We start from the raw sequence: 16,116 nt of genomic DNA on the forward strand, positions 1-16,116 counted from the left end.
TTTCATTCCTTATGTATTAGTTGTAGGTTACTTTAAGTTCAATGGCCGATTTCACATTGCCAGCAGTAACAGTTGCAGCGTCATCAATATAATAAGCGACCTTAAAATCGGGCAGGGTGTAGTCGCCTGAGCCGTCATAAAGCCCAAGATTGATCTCACTGTTGATCTTATGTGCAGAACCATCGGCGTTCTGTACCTGAATATAGACATTGCTGGCGTAACCATCGCCAGTGACCGTATTTAATACCCCATTATTGGCATTGTGTGCGCCGTATACCGCGAATAAGTTATAGGTGATCCCATTAATCGCGCCAGGGCAGTTTTTCAACTCAACTTTGGGTACGTCGGTAATGTTTGATGCGCCACTTGCCAGGCTTGCGCCATACAGTGGGGATAATTTTATTTCCTTTGGTGCGTTAATAGTACAGGCAGTTACAATTGGCTGACTGACTACGCCGGACAGAATCAGGCCCGAATCTAACGCAACACCATCACCATCAGGGTTATGTACGTTCATGGTTACGTCGGGGACAGAAATAATAGTACCTGCTGGTATTTTTTCACTTAATCTGACCAGGCGATACCATACATGGTAGTAACCGTCACGCGCGCTACCATCGACAATTGGCAGATTGATGCGGTAATTGGGAGCTGTGGGATTATCTTGCGGTGAATATCCCGGTACAGATGAAACATGGACCTGATATTGAATACCAATACCTGGATTGCTTGTTGCCCAGGTCACATTGTCGGCAAGTAATTGTCCGTTAACAGACAAATCAATATAGGAGTTTTTTCCTTCGCCGGGGATAGTCTCGGTATAAATGGAATCATTATCATACCAGTCTGTCGTGCCGCCCACGACATTCGGTATAGATAATGTAGAAAATCCATGGTGCATGACATGGAAAGATTGAACTTCAATATAATTTGCGTAGGCGCAATTTATGCCTGACAGACCACATGGAATAAAAATAACAGGGGTTAGCCATTTTTTAAGCATTATATTTAACGACATGATGCGTTGACCTCTACAATTGCGCTTGATGATGTGCTCTCTGGTAATTGCCAGCGGGTATGACACTGCTTATTTGCACCCCATTTTACGGTTGCACTTCCCTGAAGTGACATACCAGCCAGATAAACCTGTCCACCATCACCGACAATCGAGGTGGTTTTTGCGTTCTTGTCGTCAGTCACGATTGCACCAAACGGAACAGGGTGCCCGTCACGACGGGTTAACGTCATCAAAACGCGTTTACCCACACGTGTGTCAAAATGTGCCCGGACAATAGCCCCTCGGGTTGGCGTAACCGTTTTCGCAGAAAGCTCAACGTCGGCATCATCCGGCAGTTGTTCGGTATTCAGCGACAGCGTGTTTTCACGGTATGGGCTGATAAACGGCACAACGGTATAGCCGCGGAAATCGGTGCTGACGCCCGTCTGGTTCGTGATATCAACACCGCTTGCTCCCGGCGCTTCAACCAGAGCGACGGTCTCACCTAATTCCTGACTCAGCGTAATGCCATTTGCATGCGCAACCACACCGCCGCTGATACCATAATTTACCCGGCGCTGATCGTGGTCGTAACTGTAGGCGCTGTTCATTCTGGCATAGGTACCCTGGTAGTCCAGGCTGGCGCTACCGCCGTTACCCCCATCGTGGTTCGTCTCGCTTTCCTGCACGCTCCAGTTGAGGTTCTGATCTTGCAGCGCGGTGCCATTCAGCCCGACCGTATGGCTGGTGCTGCCATGTTTACTGGTATTGAGGTTGTAGGTGGCGCGACTGCTGCTGAGCCAGCGATCCAGCGGCACGCTGATACTCATTGAGAACACCTGGTCCTCGCTGTAAACGGTGTCGCTGTCGCGGGCATCAGTGGTGTTACGGTTAAAGCTGTAGTTCAGGCTCCAGGTGATGCCGTTCCAGCTGTTGCTGTAACCCGCGCCGATTGAGCGCATTGTTCGGTCGCTGTTCCAGTAATCCTCGCTGATGGCGTTTAACGAGATGGACCCCGCGCCTTCCCAGAGATTCTGGTTAAGCAATATCTCGGCACGATTACGCCGGCGTTCGGTATTGTCCTGCCAGTCACTGTCCCGCCAGGTGTCGAGCACTTCCTGCAGGGTGTAATAGCCTGAAGTTGAGTAGCGATAACCCGAAATGGAGATATTGGTCCCCGTTTCGAGAATGTTTTTACTGTAACGAACACGCATTGACTGGCCGATCGCTTTTTCCTGATCCTGTTGGGTTGACCAGGCCTGCGTGCCATCGACGGATACGGCTCCCAGCCCACCAAAGTTTTTACCGATCCCCACAAGTAGCGACTGATAATGTTGCGATAGCTGTCCGCCGCCGTAGGCGGTAAATCCTGCTGGCAGGCCGTAGATGGCCGAGCCCTGAGTAAAGAATGTTTTATCGACGGCGCTGTCGTAAGGACGGTACTGACCGCTGGTCAGGCTGTACTTTAAACGACCTTCACGCTGTAGAACCGGCAGTGAGGCGAAGGGGACCAACTGGTGCTGTTCGCTGCCGTCAGCTTCTTTAATCGTCACGTCCAGATCGCCGCTACTGCCCGTGGGATACATGTCAGTGATCTCAAATGCCCCCGGCGACACATAGCTTTGGTAAATGGTGTAGCCGTTTTGTTTAATGATGACCTGGGCGTTGGTCCGGGCAATTCCGCGAACCACCGGTGCGTAGCCGCGCAGGCTGTCAGGCAGCATGTCGTCATCGGAGGCCAGTTGCGCACCCCGAAAAGGTACGCTGTCAAACAGATCGGAAGGGGAGTTGCTTTCGCCAAGCGTCAGCTGACTTTTGAGCGCGATAATATTTCGCTGAGCGTAGGTATATGCCGAATCCCAGTTATTCTGGGTACTGTTGCCGCTGGTGTTGCGTGACCAGGTGCTGTAGTTACGTACGCGCCATGGGCCGATATTTAGCCCTGGGCGCAGGTTCAGGTAATAGCTGTCTGAATCGGTCATATCAGAGTGACGAGCCTGGGTGTTGCCGCCTGTAAAGCTGTAATTAAGCAGCAGCGCATTGATGCCTTCATCCAGGCGTTCTGGAGCAACATATCCACGCGCCTGGTTATTCATCGCCGCCTGAGGGATGCTCAACAAAAGTTGCTGTTTATTGAAGACGAACTGAGTAGCAGCGTTGGGAATAGCGGCCAGGTTTGCGCAATGGTTCTCTCCGGTCAGTTGCGGAAATTGCTCGGTTCGGACGCCAAAGTCACGTAGCATCTCCACGCTTATGCACGGTTGCAATGATGTCTGGCCGTGACTGTCCTTTTGCATGCTAAATTCAATGTCATGTGTGCCAGTCAATGTCTGATTGACCAGCACGTCAACGCGATAAGTACCCGGCATTTGGCCAACACCTTCTTCAAAGGCACTTAGGTCAGAAATGTCTTTACCTGGACCGTCAATACCCAGTAGCGCGGGGTTAAAATATTCCCGGGCACAGGCAGGGTGCGACAACGAGAATGTACACTGCAATGCGATGAAGCAGGCCAGCCTGGTTGGCGAGATCTTATTTTTTTTAGCTCTGATCATTCCGTGATCCTTTCGGAGTCCGAGTATCTAATGAGTGATTACTGCGTCTGGTGTTCCGCGCCAGCTGCGCCGAAGTCACTGATAATTTTCCAGCGAATATTGCCTTTGGCATTTGCCGGAAGACTGAAGGTCGCGCTGGACATGGGCGCAACGTATGTCGCATCCGTAACCGTACTGGCACCGACTTTGACTTCGCTGAAGTTCATGTAATAGGGGGTTGGGTTACTGACCGTAAGCTGTTGATCGCTGCGTTTCCAGCTAAGCTTGCTGGCAAACTTTTCCGGCATCTCAGTAAGCGATGCGGGGCGATAAATGAGTTTGATACGTGTCTTAATCGCAATCTGTAGGGTATTTACGTTGTCTAACTTTTCTGTTGCCGGAATGGTTTTAATGTTCATCCAGAACAGTGACTCACGATCCTGTGGCAGATTCCCGCCCGTATTAATAATACGCAGTTTGTTTTCTTCATTGCCAGCTAAGCGGAACAGGGGCGGCGTGACGATAAACGGTGTTTTACTGGTGTCGTTTTCATCTTTATCAACCCATGACTGAATTAAATAGGAGTATGGGTCTGGGTTTTTGACGTCCAGGGAAGATTCTTTTTTGTCTGCATGGTATATAATGCGAGTGCCTCCAATAATAACACCCGCTTGCGCTGTTGCCATTGAAAAAACAAATGCAGCGGCGATTAATGAATTCACTAATTTCATCTGGTTAACCTCAAAATAGCAATGCCGGGAAGCCCCGGCATTGCTTATAGCCAAAGGCGGAAATTTATCGCGCGATGATTAATTGTATGCCAGCGTAAAGTTAGCGGTACCGTTAGCGGAACCCGCCTCAACGGTAGCGGCAGTTGCGATATACTGTGCGCTGAAATTCATGGTAGCGGTGCCAGCAGTCGCATCGATGGTCGCTGCTTTAGATGCGGTTGCCAGCGGTAACGCGGTGCCGTCGCCGTTCAGCAACTGAATAGCAACGCCTTTGGCAACGCCAGTGGTGCCTGCGCCGGTGACTTCCAGATAGTCATTATTAGTGGCGTCTGGTTTGCCGGTGTATTTCACAACAACAGCTTTGCCTTTCAGGTCTGCCGGGCACTCAGACAGTTTCAGAGTAAAGCGAGTATTCGCGGCAACAGAACCAGCCTCTGGCAGAGCAGTTTTAGCGATATCACCTAACTTGACGGTCTGCGGCGCGGTCATGGTGGTGTCAATTTTACAACCTTGCTCGATGATATTACCGGTGAAATTTACCTGTCCATCATCGGCCTGCGCGGCAGAAACCATTCCGAGTGTAGTGATTAAGGCAACAGCCGCTACTTTTCCTTTCATTGATAATGTCCTTGAAGAGTGTGATTGATATAAAACACAGGTGAGTACTCATGGCACACGATGTGATGATGCTCGATAGTTTTCAGCAAGAAACATTGTCTTGTGTTTTTAAAACTATCTTGCGCACTTGGGTATTCACATGGGGGATTATATCTATGTGCTAAAATATGAACTATAAACTATATCTAATGAGTGTTTTTAATTTAACTTTAATAATCCTCTCCGTGAATAATATTTCATTTATTCATTAATAGATGAATAGCATTTCTCTCATGTATACAGGCGTAGGCGCGCCCAACCTTCCTGTGCTTTTTTACATTTATTCGAAGATAACAGACTTGCGATATCCTCTTTCACCTGCCACCCTAGTCAGGTATTTATATGGAGGGTGAATGTATCTAATTAATGGTGAGTTACAAAAAAAGTTAGATGTGAACGATCGTAGCGTTCAGTTTGGGGATGGTTGTTTTACCACTGCTCGAATTAGCGGCGGCGTTGTTTCACTTTTCAGCCACCATCTGACACGTTTGCAGACGGCCTGCACAAGGTTGGCTATCCCGTTTGATGCATGGGAAACCCTTGCTGCGGAAATGCGGGATATGGCGCAAAAAAAGGGTGACGGCGTGTTAAAGGTCGTTATCACGCGTGGAGCTGGCGGTCGCGGCTATAGCCCCGCAGGCTGTCAGCAACCGGTGCGCATCCTGAGCGTTTCTGAATATCCTACGCATTACGCACGCTGGAAAGAAACCGGCGTAACGCTTGCTCTCAGCCCGATCCCCTTGGGTCGCAACCCTTATCTTGCAGGAATGAAGCACCTCAACCGCCTTGAGCAGGTGCTGATTCGTTCTCATCTTGAGCAGACGGATGCCGATGAAGCCCTTGTCCTTGACAGCGATGGGTGGCTTACGGAATGCTGTGCCGCAAATCTGTTCTGGCGCTGTGGGCAGGATGTCTTTACCCCACGCCTCGATCAGGCGGGCGTAAACGGCATTATGCGGCAGTTTATTATCGCCCAACTGGCACTGACCGCGTATCGCGTTGTCGAAGTGAATGCGCCGCTAACGGCGCTCGCGCAGGCTGATGAAGTGCTTATCTGTAACGCGCTAATGCCGGTTGTCCCCGTACAGCGCTACGCAGAGCGAGAGTGGCCCGCGCGCGAACTTTACCACTATTTAGCCCCAATTTGTGAGTCGTCCGATTAGCATGATGAAACTGTTACGCCTTGTTCTGTTACTGTTGGTTGTCCTCGGCGCTGCCGCCGGCGTCGGTGTATGGAAAGTTTTCCAGCTGGCGGACAGTAAGATCCTCATTAAAGACGAGACGATTTTTACCCTTAAAGCCGGTACCGGGCGGATGGCGCTGGGCGAACAGCTTTACAGCGATAAAATCATCAACCGCCCGCGCGTGTTCCAGTGGTTACTGCGTATCGAGCCGGAACTGTCTCACTTCAAGGCCGGTACCTATCGTTTTACGCCCGGCATGACCGTCAGGGAGATGCTGCAGCTGCTGGAAAGTGGCAAAGAAGCGCAGTTCCCGCTGCGTTTTGTCGAAGGGATGCGACTGAGCGATTACCTGAAACAGCTGCGTGATGCGCCCTATATCAAGCACACTCTGAAAGATGATCGTTACGAGACGGTCGCCGGGGTGCTGAAATTTGAGCATCCTGAGTGGGTGGAAGGCTGGTTCTGGCCGGACACCTGGATGTACACCGCGGGCACGACGGATGTCGCAATTCTTAAACGGGCGCACAAAAAGATGGTCGCGGCAGTCGATTCCGCCTGGGAAGGGCGTATGGAAGGGCTGCCCTATAAAGATCAAAACCAGTTCGTGACCATGGCTTCGATCATCGAGAAAGAGACTGCCGTTGCTGCCGAGCGCGATCGGGTCGCGTCGGTATTTATCAACCGTCTTCGCATTGGCATGCGTCTGCAAACCGACCCTACCGTTATTTACGGCATGGGCGAGCGCTACAGCGGAAAGATTTCGAGGAAAGATCTCGAGACGCCAACGGCGTATAATACCTACGTCATTAACGGCCTGCCGCCGGGCCCGATTGCAACGCCGAGCGAGGCGTCGCTTAAAGCCGCCGCGCATCCGGCCAAAACACCGTATCTCTATTTTGTGGCTGACGGAAAAGGGGGGCACACCTTTAACACCAATCTTGTCAGTCATAATCGCTCTGTTCAGGACTATCTGAAGGCACTTAAGGAAAAAAATGCGCAGTAAATACATCGTCATTGAGGGACTCGAAGGCGCGGGGAAAACCACCGCTCGCGACGTAGTGGTGGAAACGCTGAACGCGCTTGGCGTCACTGACATGGTCTTCACCCGAGAGCCAGGCGGCACTCAGCTGGCTGAGAAACTGCGCAGCCTGGTGCTGGATATCAAATCTGTTGGCGACGAAGTTATCACTGACAAAGCCGAAGTGCTGATGTTCTATGCGGCCCGCGTCCAGCTGGTTGAGACAGTGATAAAACCCGCTCTGGCCGATGGCAAGTGGGTGATTGGCGACCGTCACGATCTGTCCACTCAGGCGTACCAGGGCGGGGGACGCGGTATTGACCAGACAATGCTGGCAACGCTGCGTAATGCCGTACTGGGTGATTTTCGCCCGGACCTGACGCTCTATCTGGATGTCACTCCGGAAGTGGGCCTCAAACGCGCCCGCGCGCGCGGCGAGCTGGATCGCATTGAACAAGAGTCCTTTGATTTCTTTAACCGCACCCGCGCACGCTATCTTGAGCTGGCCGCGCAGGACAGCTCAATTCGTACCATCGATGCGACGCAATCGCTGGAAGACGTCACGCAAGACATCCAGCAGACCGTTACGCAGTGGCTACAGGAGCAGCAGGCATGAAATGGTATCCATGGTTGCGCCCGCACTTTGAACAGCTGATCAACAGCTATCAGGCCGGTCGGGGGCATCATGCGTTACTGATTCATGCATTGCCGGGGATGGGGGATGATGCGCTAATTTACGCCATTACCCGTTTCCTGATGTGCCAGCAGCCTGAAGGGCACAAAAGCTGCGGGAAATGCCGTGGCTGCCAGCTGATGCAGGCGGGCACGCATCCTGACTATTACACGCTGGCGCCTGAGAAGGGCAAAAGCGCGCTCGGTATTGATGCCGTGCGCGAAGTCAGTGAAAAACTGTACGAACATGCGCGACTGGGCGGGGCGAAAGTCGTCTGGCTCAACGACGCTGCATTACTGACCGAGGCGGCGGCTAACGCGCTGCTCAAAACGCTGGAAGAGCCGCCGGAGAAAACATGGTTCTTCCTCTCATGCCGCGATCCGGGCCGATTGCTGGCAACGTTGCGCAGCCGCTGTCGTCTTCATCACCTTGCGGTGCCCCAGGAATCATGGTCCTTGAGCTGGCTAGAACGCGAGGTGACAACGTCACAGGAAAGTGCGCTCTCTGCGCTTCGCCTGAGCAGCGGCGCGCCCGCAGCGGCGCTGGCATTACTGCAACCCGACGTCTGGTCGCAGCGAGAAACGCTCTGTAAGGCTGTCGAGGCTTCGCTCAACAGCCAGGACTGGTTGAGCTTGCTGCCTGCACTGAATAGCGATCGGGCCGTTGAGCGTTTGCACTGGCTGGCGTCCTTACTTTTGGATGCGCTAAAGCTCCAGCAGCGGGCAACACTACTGACAAACCCGGACGCGTGGCCACTGGTGAACCTGCTGGCGAGCCGCCTTTCAGGAACGTCCTTGCACGCTATCCTTCATGATATCTGCGAAAGCCGGGAACAGCTTTTAACCGTAACGGGTCTTAATCGCGAGCTGTTACTGACCGACCAGTTACTGCGTATTGAACATTACCTGCAACCAGGCGTTACGCCGCCTGTTTCCCATCTCTGAGAGAGACATTATGTTTTTAGTCGACTCACACTGCCATCTTGATGGCCTGGATTATCAATCCCTTCACAATGACGTGGATGACGTGCTGGCAAAAGCCGCTGCCCGCGATGTGAAATTTTGTCTTGCCGTGGCGACGACGTTGCCGGGGTACCGCGCCATGCGTGAGCTGGTGGGCGTTCGCGATAACGTGGTGTTCTCCTGCGGCGTGCATCCGCTGAACCAGGATGAAGCGTACGATGTTGATGAGTTACGCCGACTGGCTGCGGAAGAGGGCGTCGTGGCGATGGGTGAAACCGGGCTGGACTATTTTTACACGCCGGAAACGAAACCGCGCCAGCAGGAATCCTTCCGCAACCATATCCGCATTGGCCGCGAGCTGAACAAACCGGTCATCGTGCATACCCGTGATGCACGCGCCGATACGCTGGCGATCCTCCAGGAAGAAAAGGTGACGGATTGCGGTGGCGTACTACACTGTTTCACAGAAGACAGAGAAACGGCGGGTAAACTGCTTGATCTAGGGTTTTATATTTCGTTTTCCGGGATCGTGACGTTCCGTAATGCAGAGCAGCTGCGTGATGCTGCGCGTTATGTTCCGCTCGACCGCATTCTGGTAGAAACAGACTCTCCGTATCTGGCACCGGTACCGCATCGCGGGAAAGAGAACCAGCCAGCCATGACGCGAGACGTTGCGGAATACATGGCCGTGCTTAAAGGCGTCAGCATCGAAGAGCTGGCCCGCGTCACGACGGAAAACTTCTCTGCGCTGTTCCATATCGACCCCGCCCGCCTGCAATCTGTCTGATACACCTGTTTTTTTTAGGCTCGTAATTAATAAACAAAACGAGTAAAGTTCACCGCCTCATTTGGGGCGGTGAGGATGTATTTAGACACATCCAGACATGCTTTTTGTAAATAACTGCAAGTTTTTCGTCCGTCTTAAGCTGAAACGTGATAGCCGTCAAACAATCCCAGAGGGAATTATTTTACTCTGTGTAATAAATAAAGGGCGCTTAGATGTCCTGTCCACGGCACGGTACTCCCCCCGGGCCAATGCGTGAAAGCGTAAAAAAAGCACAAATACTCAGGAGCACTCTCAATTATGTTTAAGAATGCATTTGCTAACCTGCAAAAGGTCGGTAAATCGCTGATGCTGCCAGTATCCGTACTGCCTATCGCAGGTATCCTGCTGGGTGTCGGTTCTGCAAACTTCAGCTGGCTGCCAGCCGTAGTTTCCCATGTGATGGCCGAAGCAGGCGGTTCCGTCTTTGCTAACATGCCTCTGATCTTCGCGATTGGTGTGGCGCTGGGCTTCACCAATAACGACGGCGTTTCTGCGCTGGCTGCAGTGGTTGCCTACGGCATCATGGTGAAAACCATGGCTGTGGTTGCGCCTCTGGTTCTGCATTTACCGGCAGAAGAGATTGCCGCGAAACACCTGGCAGACACCGGTGTTCTGGGCGGTATCATCTCCGGTGCGATTGCAGCGTATATGTTTAACCGCTTCTATCGCATCAAGCTGCCTGAGTATCTGGGCTTCTTCGCGGGCAAGCGTTTCGTTCCGATCATCTCTGGTCTGGCAGCGATTTTCACTGGCGTGATCCTGTCCTTCATCTGGCCACCAATCGGTTCCGCGATCCAGACCTTCTCTCAGTGGGCTGCTTACCAGAACCCGGTTGTGGCGTTTGGTATCTACGGCTTCATCGAGCGTTGCCTGGTGCCATTCGGTCTGCACCACATCTGGAACGTTCCATTCCAGATGCAAATTGGTGAATTCACCAACGCAGCGGGCCAGGTATTCCACGGTGATATCCCACGTTACATGGCAGGTGATCCAACTGCAGGCAAACTGTCTGGTGGCTTCCTGTTCAAAATGTACGGCCTGCCGGCTGCTGCGATTGCAATCTGGCACTCTGCTAAACCAGAGAACCGTGCAAAAGTGGGCGGTATCATGATCTCCGCAGCGCTGACCTCGTTCCTGACCGGTATCACCGAGCCGATCGAGTTCTCCTTCATGTTCGTTGCGCCGATTCTGTACGTTATCCACGCGATTCTGGCGGGTCTGGCGTTCCCAATCTGTATCCTGCTGGGTATGCGTGACGGTACGTCCTTCTCTCACGGTCTGATCGACTTTATCGTTCTGTCCGGTAACAGCAGCAAACTGTGGCTGTTCCCAATCGTGGGTGCGTGCTATGCCGTTGTCTACTACACCATCTTCCGCGTGCTGATCAAAGCACTGGACCTGAAAACCCCAGGCCGTGAAGATGCAACTGAAGACAGCAAAGCAGGTGTGACCAGCGAAATGGCTCCGGCCCTGGTTGCAGCGTTCGGTGGCAAAGAGAACATCACTAACCTGGACGCGTGTATCACTCGTCTGCGTGTGAGCGTTGCCGATGTTGCGAAAGTAGACCAGCCGGGTCTGAAAAAACTGGGCGCAGCGGGCGTGGTTGTTGCAGGTTCTGGTGTTCAGGCAATCTTCGGTACTAAATCCGATAACCTGAAAACCGAAATGGATGAGTACATCCGCAACAGCTAAGCTGTGAGCAGGGGAGACTAAGGCAGCCGAATGGCTGCCTTTTTTATTGCTGCGGTTTGTTGTGCCGGGTAAGGCGCAGCCGCCACCCGGCTAAACACTCAGAAGTCGTAGCTCGCGCTCACCGAGACGTTCAACGGTGCGCCATAAACCACATAAGAGCCGACGTAATCGTAATACTCTTTGTCAAACAGGTTGTTGACGTTAGCCTGGACGGCAAACTCTTTGGTGACCTGATAACGGCTGAACAGGTTAACCAGCCCGTAACTGCCTTGCTCTGCGCGGGATTGTCCCGCCGGGCCGCCGTCTACATCCGTCCACACCTTATTCTGCCAGTTTACGCCACCGCCCACGGTCAGTTCTGGCAGCATTGGCAGTTGATAACGGGTAAACAGCTTCATGGTTGTGCGCGGCTGATCGGAGCTGACTGCGTTGCCGTTTTTATCTTCAGCAATGTAGCGGGTTGCGCCGAACGTTAGCTGCCAGTTATCCGTCAGCGCGCCGTTAAGCTCGAACTCAATCCCTTTACTCACCACACCGTCCAGCGATTCATAAATGGATTCACCGCTCGGCATGTAGGTATAAGTGTTGCTCGCCACGTTATCCTGTTCAATGCGGAAAATTGCCAGCGAGGTGGTCAGGCGGGTATTGAACCAGTCCGCTTTCACACCGGCTTCATAGCTTTTACCCGTGGTTGGGTCGAGGTAACGACCACTGGCATTACGCTTGTCCTGAGGCTGGAAGATTGAGGTATAGCTGACGTAAGTCGACCAGTCTTCATTAATGTCGTAGACCAGGCCCGCGTAAGGCGTGACGTCATCTTTGGTACTTTCCAGACGGGTGTCCGGAGAGCCCGCCGGGTTATAGCGAATGTTATAGTTGGTATAGCGCGCCCCGAGGATCAGGTGCAGCGGATCGGCAAGCGAGAAGCGGGCGGAGGTATAGGCCGATGACTGACGGATGTCGTCCTGGCTGTAGAGCTTCCATGGCGTCCACTGAGGATCGGCAATATCCCCGTTCCAGTTTTTGAAATTACCCACGTCGATCATGCCGTATAACGCATCCGGCATCCTATTGTCATAATGGTTGCGCTGGCGGCTGAAGCTGCCGCCAAACATCATTTCGTGCTGACGGCCAAAGAGATCGAATCCGCCGCGCAGGAAGGCATCAACCGCATCCTGTTTGCGCTCGCCTTTGTTCCAGCCACCATAGCCCACCATGCCTGCACCGGTCGCTTGATCGGGATAGCCGGACATATACATCAGTTTGCTGTCGAAATTCGTATCAGCATGCATGCCGTTGATGTGGGCTTCCCAGCCGTTGTCAAAGCGCTGAGTCAGGTTGGCGAAAATGCGGGTGTTGTCTTTATCCGAATATGCCCACTTTGGCGCTACGGTCTGGCTACGATCGTAATGGGTTTTACTCCCGTCGCTGTTCCAGGTTGGCAATCCGCCCCAGGTCGGATCCTCGGTGTTGCTTTCCTGGTATTCATAGCCGACAGAAAGGGTCGTGCTGTCGGTCACATCCGCATCCACCACGCCGTAGAGGAATTTCTTACGGTAGTGGTAGTTATCAACAAAGCTGTCGTTATCCTGATAGCCCGTAATCAGGCGGCCGCGTATCTTGCCGGACTCCACCAGCGGCGCCTGCAGATCCAGCACGTAGCGCTGTTTATCCCAGCTACCGTAGCTGGCACTGACATTACCTTTGAATTCATTGCTGTCTGCATGTTTGCGCACCATATTGACATAGGCCGCCGGGTTTCCCGTCCCGGACATCAGGCCGGTTGCGCCGCGTACCACTTCGATACGGTCATAAATCGCGGTATCGGCGGCAGTATCGCCGAAGTTCCACACTTCGCTGATGGAGGTCGGCAGGTCATCGTACGCATAGTTACTCACGAAGAATCCGCGTGAGTAAAATACGGTACGGTCGCTGTCCTGAACCTGCGCCGTCACGCCAGTGGTATTAGTTAACACCTGGCCGATAGACTGCAGGTTTTGATCCGCCATGCGCTGCTGGCTGATGACGCTGACGGACTGCGGAATATCGCGAGGCACGAGGAGCAGTTTGGTCCCGGTGGTGGTGGTCTTGACGCTGTAGTCCCGATCCTGCCCGTCGGACAAGGCAGGCGCGTTATCGAAACTGCCATCAACCACAACGGTATCTTCGTCTGTGGAGGCGGCAAAACTCACGGCTGGCATCAATGCCATAGCAATACAGGCTGCCAGCAACGAAGGCGTTGCGACAGGCTGACGTTGCCCATCCCTGGTATGATGATTGAAAGACATGATCAAACCCTTAAGAACGGTGAAGGTTGGTAGCATCAGTCCCGCGATCGCGGTCTGACGTCGTTTTCTATGTTAAAAATGCGCATGAAAATGCAAATGCGAAATATACGCATTGCCATTAATGCTGTAAACAGATGTGTCGAGCGGAACTGAAATAATGTTTCAGCCAGTGAATACGCCTGAGCGGTCACTCTTCATTCAGCTGATGAAGATTCAGGAAAGAATTCGGGGGAGAAGGTTGAAAGGACAGGAGAAACTCGCTCATACTCTTGGATTGTGTCACACAGTCTTCCCGAGAGTGTGTTATCAGCGGACGCACCACGCCAGATTTAACAAAAAAGGAAAAGGTCATGGCTGAAGAAACGATTTTCAGTAAAATTATCCGTCGCGAAATCCCCTCGGATATCGTCTATCAGGATGAACTGGTGACGGCTTTCCGGGACATTTCCCCCCAGGCACCGACACACGTCCTTATCATTCCCAATATTCTGATTCCGACCGTAAATGACGTAAAAACCGAGCACGAAGTGGCGTTAGGTCGTATGCTGACGGTGGCGGCGAAAATTGCCGAGCAGGAAGGCATAGCGGAAGACGGTTACCGTCTGATCATGAACTGTAATCGTCATGGCGGCCAGGAAGTTTATCATATTCACATGCATCTGCTGGGTGGACGTCCTCTGGGGCCGATGCTGGCACACAAAGGTCTTTGACATGTTTAAAGGGCGTATTGCAGCGCTGGTAATGACGATGATGATTGTGGGATGCAGCACGCGCCCGGCGATCCCCGTGAGCGATGAACAGACGCTGGTGATGGAGTCCTCCGTGCTGGCGGCGGGTATTACGGCGCAACAGCCCGCGTTAACCGTCAGTGAAATTAAGTCTTCAGCCTCCTCTGCGCTCTTTAACGAACGAAATGAACCCGTGACGGTCCACTACCGTTTTTTCTGGTATGACGTAAGAGGTCTTGAAATGCATCCGCTGGAGGCGCCGCGCAGCGTCACCCTTCCGGCGAGGTCGTCGGTAACGATCTATGACAGCGCCAGCTATTTGGGTGCACATAAGGTAAGACTTTATCTTTATCTGTAAGGGGTGAACTTTGATTAAAAATTTGAGCCGTTATGCGCTCGTGACAGCTTTCGCTCTGTTTCTGGCAGGGTGTGTGACCCGTACTGAACAGCCTGCACCTGTAGAAGAGGCTAAACCGGGTACTGAGCAGCCGACAACGCCAACGGAGCCACAGCCAACCGTGCCGTCTGTACCGTCCATTCCGTCACAGCCTGGTCCAATTGAGCACCCGGACCAGACGTCACAGCCTACGCCGCGCGTGCGCCATTATGACTGGAACGGTGCAATGCAACCGATGGTCGGTAAAATGCTGCAGGCACAGGGCGTGACGCCAGGCGGCGTGCTGCTGGTCGACAGCGTTAACAACCGTACTAACGGTTCGCTGAACGCGGGCGAAGCGACGGAAACCCTGCGCAATGCCCTGGCGAACAACGGCAAGTTTACGCTGGTCTCTGCTCAGCAGCTCGGGGTGGCCAAACAGCAACTCGGCCTGTCGCCGCAGGATAGCCTCGGCACCCGCAGCAAGGCGATTGGGATTGCCCGCAACGTTGGCGCCCAGTATGTGCTGTACTCTAATGCGACCGGCAACGTGAATACCCCAGCCCTGCAGATGCAGCTGATGCTGGTTCAGACAGGCGAAATTATCTGGTCAGGTAAAGGTGCGGTTACGCAACAATGACAGCACGCGTGATGCGATCCTGACGCGCTATTTTCCGCAGTACCGCCTTATCGCGCCGCAGGCCCACTCCGGGCTTGGCGGCGCGAGTTGTATTCTGGAGCAGGGTGCGCACCGTCTGGTCTTACGGCATAATCACGATCCCTTCGCGCCCGCTTTCCATTTTCGTCGTCAGTTTCGTGCCCTCAGACGTCTTCCGTCGGATCTCGTGCCGGAATCCCGTTTTTTCCGACAGGGCTGGATGGCCGTCGACTATCTTGAGGGCGAGGTGAAAAGCGCGCTGCCGGACACCCCGGAGCTCGCGGCGATGCTGTATCATCTGCACCAGCAACAGCGTCTGGGGTGGCGAATCGCGTTACTTCCGCTGCTTGAGCACTACTGGCAGCAAGCCTCCCCGAAAAGACGTACTCCTGTCTGGCTTGCGCATCTCAAACGGCTGCGTAAAGCGGGCGAGCCGCAACCGATTCGGCTCTCACCGTTACATATGGATGTGCACGCCGGGAACATTGTGCATACGTCAGGTGGAGCCAGACTTATTGACTGGGAATATGCCGGAGACGGCGATGTGGCGCTGGAGTTGGCCGCGGTCTGGACGGAAAGTGACGCCGCGCGGCTGACGCTCATCAGAGAGTATGCCAGAGTAGCGCATATTGACGCCGACGCGCTGGCTCGTCAGGTGAGACGCTGGCGACCCTGGGTCATTATGCTGATGGCGGGCTGGTTTGAAATGCGCCTTCAGCAGTCCAGAGATAAACAATTTATTGCGCTGGCAAACGATGCCTGGCGTCAGTTACAAACGAAAGGATAAGAGAG

Annotated in this window: 15 protein-coding genes; 10 read left to right on the forward strand and 5 right to left on the reverse strand. The window is 53.2% G+C overall.

The window, feature by feature from the left end; genetic code table 11:
- Window positions 1–16: 16 nt before the first annotated feature.
- The 4 genes from ACMGGM_RS21755 to ACMGGM_RS21770 form a co-directional block, all read right to left on the reverse strand.
- Window positions 17–1,018, reverse strand: a complete 1,002-nt coding sequence (locus ACMGGM_RS21755; protein WP_096218192.1) for a fimbrial protein — start codon at window positions 1,016–1,018, stop codon at window positions 17–19.
- Window positions 1,009–3,552 carry a fimbria/pilus outer membrane usher protein gene (locus tag ACMGGM_RS21760; RefSeq protein ID WP_063943004.1) on the reverse strand — a complete coding sequence of 848 codons (2,544 nt, stop codon included), beginning with the start codon at window positions 3,550–3,552 and terminating at the stop codon, window positions 1,009–1,011. Before ACMGGM_RS21760 ends, ACMGGM_RS21755 begins: the two co-directional genes overlap by 10 nt.
- 38 nt (window positions 3,553–3,590) lie before the next feature.
- A complete protein-coding gene (locus ACMGGM_RS21765; RefSeq protein WP_014883384.1) occupies window positions 3,591–4,262 on the reverse strand; it encodes a molecular chaperone in 672 nt (223 codons plus the stop codon).
- Window positions 4,263–4,340: 78 nt separating this feature from the next.
- Window positions 4,341–4,880: a fimbrial protein gene (locus tag ACMGGM_RS21770; protein WP_014883385.1), complete on the reverse strand. Its 540-nt coding sequence runs from the start codon at window positions 4,878–4,880 to the stop codon at window positions 4,341–4,343.
- Between the two features lie 392 nt (window positions 4,881–5,272).
- On the opposite strand from ACMGGM_RS21770, the gene pabC reads away from it, so the two are divergent.
- The 6 genes from pabC (at window position 5,273) to ptsG (ending at window position 11,274) form a co-directional block, all read left to right on the forward strand.
- A complete protein-coding gene (gene pabC / locus ACMGGM_RS21775) occupies window positions 5,273–6,082 on the forward strand; it encodes an aminodeoxychorismate lyase (protein ID WP_023332703.1) in 810 nt (269 codons plus the stop codon).
- A 1-nt stretch (window position 6,083) separates the two neighbouring features.
- Window positions 6,084–7,106 carry a cell division protein YceG gene (yceG, locus tag ACMGGM_RS21780; RefSeq protein ID WP_023332704.1) on the forward strand — a complete coding sequence of 341 codons (1,023 nt, stop codon included), beginning with the start codon at window positions 6,084–6,086 and terminating at the stop codon, window positions 7,104–7,106.
- Complete coding sequence (gene tmk, locus ACMGGM_RS21785; protein ID WP_014883388.1) at window positions 7,096–7,737, forward strand: dTMP kinase; 642 nt, start codon at window positions 7,096–7,098, stop codon at window positions 7,735–7,737. The genes yceG and tmk overlap by 11 nt, the downstream gene beginning before the upstream one ends.
- A complete protein-coding gene (gene holB, locus ACMGGM_RS21790) occupies window positions 7,734–8,738 on the forward strand; it encodes a DNA polymerase III subunit delta' (protein ID WP_176260512.1) in 1,005 nt (334 codons plus the stop codon). The genes tmk and holB overlap by 4 nt, the downstream gene beginning before the upstream one ends.
- A gap of 10 nt (window positions 8,739–8,748) precedes the next feature.
- Window positions 8,749–9,543 (forward strand): metal-dependent hydrolase, encoded by a 795-nt coding sequence (locus ACMGGM_RS21795; protein WP_023332705.1) that lies wholly within the window; start codon window positions 8,749–8,751, stop codon window positions 9,541–9,543.
- A gap of 297 nt (window positions 9,544–9,840) precedes the next feature.
- Window positions 9,841–11,274: a PTS glucose transporter subunit IIBC gene (gene ptsG, locus ACMGGM_RS21800; RefSeq protein ID WP_014883391.1), complete on the forward strand. Its 1,434-nt coding sequence runs from the start codon at window positions 9,841–9,843 to the stop codon at window positions 11,272–11,274.
- Between the two features lie 98 nt (window positions 11,275–11,372).
- Here the strand turns inward: ptsG and fhuE are convergent, their stop codons facing one another.
- Window positions 11,373–13,562, reverse strand: a complete 2,190-nt coding sequence (gene fhuE / locus ACMGGM_RS21805) for a ferric-rhodotorulic acid/ferric-coprogen receptor FhuE (RefSeq protein WP_063943006.1) — start codon at window positions 13,560–13,562, stop codon at window positions 11,373–11,375.
- Between the two features lie 350 nt (window positions 13,563–13,912).
- Between fhuE and hinT the strand changes: the two genes are divergently transcribed.
- The 4 genes from hinT to thiK are packed head-to-tail and all read left to right on the forward strand — an operon-like array spanning window position 13,913 to window position 16,111.
- Window positions 13,913–14,272 (forward strand): purine nucleoside phosphoramidase, encoded by a 360-nt coding sequence (gene hinT, locus ACMGGM_RS21810; protein ID WP_008500786.1) that lies wholly within the window; start codon window positions 13,913–13,915, stop codon window positions 14,270–14,272.
- Between the two features lies 1 nt (window position 14,273).
- Window positions 14,274–14,648, forward strand: a complete 375-nt coding sequence (locus ACMGGM_RS21815; protein ID WP_023332707.1) for a YcfL family protein — start codon at window positions 14,274–14,276, stop codon at window positions 14,646–14,648.
- A gap of 10 nt (window positions 14,649–14,658) precedes the next feature.
- Window positions 14,659–15,306, forward strand: a complete 648-nt coding sequence (gene lpoB, locus ACMGGM_RS21820) for a penicillin-binding protein activator LpoB (protein ID WP_063943008.1) — start codon at window positions 14,659–14,661, stop codon at window positions 15,304–15,306.
- Window positions 15,287–16,111: a thiamine kinase gene (thiK, locus tag ACMGGM_RS21825; protein WP_414149079.1), complete on the forward strand. Its 825-nt coding sequence runs from the start codon at window positions 15,287–15,289 to the stop codon at window positions 16,109–16,111. Before lpoB ends, thiK begins: the two co-directional genes overlap by 20 nt.
- Window positions 16,112–16,116 lie beyond the last annotated feature (5 nt).

The organism is Enterobacter sp. BNK-14, from assembly GCF_047456095.1.
Classification (GTDB): Bacteria; Pseudomonadota; Gammaproteobacteria; order Enterobacterales; family Enterobacteriaceae; genus Enterobacter; species Enterobacter kobei.

Excerpts from the sequence above, each read along its gene's own strand:
- ACMGGM_RS21770 (WP_014883385.1), bottom strand. The coding sequence starts at position 4,880 with ATGAAAGGAAAAGTAGCGGCTGTTGCCTTAATCACTACACTCGGAATG.
- ptsG (WP_014883391.1), top strand. The coding sequence starts at position 9,841 with ATGTTTAAGAATGCATTTGCTAACCTGCAAAAGGTCGGTAAATCGCTG.
- yceG (WP_023332704.1), top strand. The coding sequence starts at position 6,084 with ATGATGAAACTGTTACGCCTTGTTCTGTTACTGTTGGTTGTCCTCGGC.
- pabC (WP_023332703.1), top strand. The coding sequence starts at position 5,273 with ATGTATCTAATTAATGGTGAGTTACAAAAAAAGTTAGATGTGAACGAT.
- ACMGGM_RS21760 (WP_063943004.1), bottom strand. The coding sequence starts at position 3,552 with ATGATCAGAGCTAAAAAAAATAAGATCTCGCCAACCAGGCTGGCCTGC.
- ACMGGM_RS21755 (WP_096218192.1), bottom strand. The coding sequence starts at position 1,018 with ATGTCGTTAAATATAATGCTTAAAAAATGGCTAACCCCTGTTATTTTT.
- ACMGGM_RS21815 (WP_023332707.1), top strand. The coding sequence starts at position 14,274 with ATGTTTAAAGGGCGTATTGCAGCGCTGGTAATGACGATGATGATTGTG.
- ACMGGM_RS21795 (WP_023332705.1), top strand. The coding sequence starts at position 8,749 with ATGTTTTTAGTCGACTCACACTGCCATCTTGATGGCCTGGATTATCAA.
- hinT (WP_008500786.1), top strand. The coding sequence starts at position 13,913 with ATGGCTGAAGAAACGATTTTCAGTAAAATTATCCGTCGCGAAATCCCC.
- tmk (WP_014883388.1), top strand. The coding sequence starts at position 7,096 with ATGCGCAGTAAATACATCGTCATTGAGGGACTCGAAGGCGCGGGGAAA.
- fhuE (WP_063943006.1), bottom strand. The coding sequence starts at position 13,562 with ATGTCTTTCAATCATCATACCAGGGATGGGCAACGTCAGCCTGTCGCA.
- holB (WP_176260512.1), top strand. The coding sequence starts at position 7,734 with ATGAAATGGTATCCATGGTTGCGCCCGCACTTTGAACAGCTGATCAAC.
- ACMGGM_RS21765 (WP_014883384.1), bottom strand. The coding sequence starts at position 4,262 with ATGAAATTAGTGAATTCATTAATCGCCGCTGCATTTGTTTTTTCAATG.